Annotated in this window: 1 protein-coding gene; it reads right to left on the bottom strand. The window is 52.4% G+C overall.

Going from position 1 to position 1,509, the window contains the following annotated elements:
• A partial coding sequence (locus BRA62_RS10085; RefSeq protein WP_292366441.1) for a hypothetical protein occupies positions 1–678 on the bottom strand: 678 nt, incomplete at its 3' end.
• Positions 679–1,509: the final 831 nt, after the last annotated feature.

The following is a 1,509-nucleotide window of genomic DNA, read 5'->3' as shown; positions in this document are numbered from 1 at the left end:
TTCCGATTTCTCCAAAATCGCAAGGGACTCAAGAAATGCCAGTTTTGACTCCGCGGGGTGTTCCCCCTCTGAGGGCTTCCACTGCGACGCGATGTATCTGAAGAATCCGTCCTCAAAGGCCAGATCGAAACGACCCTCATTTAGTAGACTGACAGAATCCGACAATAAGATCTCTATTGGTAGATCATCGATAGTCCTTCTCGGATCTATTATACTCAGCCCGGACCGCACACCAGACAAGATATTGGACCAGCCCCCATAGGATACGGCGATATCTATATCCTCCTGATATATCTTCGAGATTTCATCAAAAATCCAATGGAGTCCTCTATATTGGACGAGTATTTTCGAAACCCCTCTGGAGTGGTCATCTGTCAGCTGACAGAATTCCCCCCTCTCATATTTTCGAAACCCGTCTGGATGACTCAGTATAAAATCACGATCTATCATCGAGATGGCCACAGAAAGCCCCTGTAAAGTGAGCCCAAAAAGGCGTTTCACCTGCATTTTTTCACTCAGCCGTTCGCCGACCAGGCAGATGAGGCCTTTTTCCAGTAGGCGTTTTTTCGCGTTTTGAGCGGTCGATAGATTCATTCCTAATGCCTTATGGGTCCCCCAGGCATCAGACGGCCCTCTTCGAGCGATATGTTTCAGTATCTCTTCATCTGATTCGGGCATCCAGCGTCCCTTCATACTACCTCCAAATAAACTACCTGACAGGTAGTTACTACCAAGGTATCTACGTACCTCTTATTAAAGATACCGTCTAAGTAGATCACATGGCATCTGTTTTCGGTGTTGTCCGGGCCATGGCAGTAGGGGGGTCACGCGGATCGGTTGTGTTAACGATCCCGGCGGATCTCCGAAACGCTCGTGGTTTCAAGAAAGGCGATCGGTTCCTTGCAAGTCTTGACGACAAGGGCCACATCGTCTATCAGCGGATTGGATCAGAGAAGAGCTGCGAGAGGGACACCGCTACCAACGAACGCCCTCCCGCCGGCTCCAGCACAACCCCCACAATGGAGGTGGACCGGAGTGATCACTAGTCATTCTTCTAGAATATTAAGTGTCACTCCGGCCACCCGGGATCAGCCTCGCTTCCTCGCCCGCGAGACAGTCGCGGCGTTCGAGGTTGCAAACCCCGCGTTACGCGGTATCGGGGATGTTATGCAGGACATGGGTTTGTGGGTAGTTACGAACGAGAACAGCGACGAGAACAAGTGTTCGAGGTACGCCCCGACGAAGGTGCACCTCGGTGACGGAACAAGTGGTGCTAATGCAAGTAAATTATTTGCCGAGGAAATATATTAAGTCTCCGATAGAATCCCGGAGTATCTCGCTCGATGACCTGCCGATCGAGTGCCGAACGGACGGGACGTTATGCGGATCCTTCCTAACTTCCACCGGCCCCTGCCGCCGTGGTCTCCGTGGCTGCCCGCTGCGCCACCTGCCGGAATACCGCCTTGTAGAGGTACAGGCGTGATCACCGGCGACGATCTCGCGGTCGCG

It is taken from the genome of Methanoculleus sp. UBA208, from assembly GCF_002498065.1.
GTDB lineage: Archaea > Halobacteriota > Methanomicrobia > Methanomicrobiales > Methanoculleaceae > Methanoculleus.
This window is presented reverse-complemented; position numbering and strand designations above follow the sequence as displayed.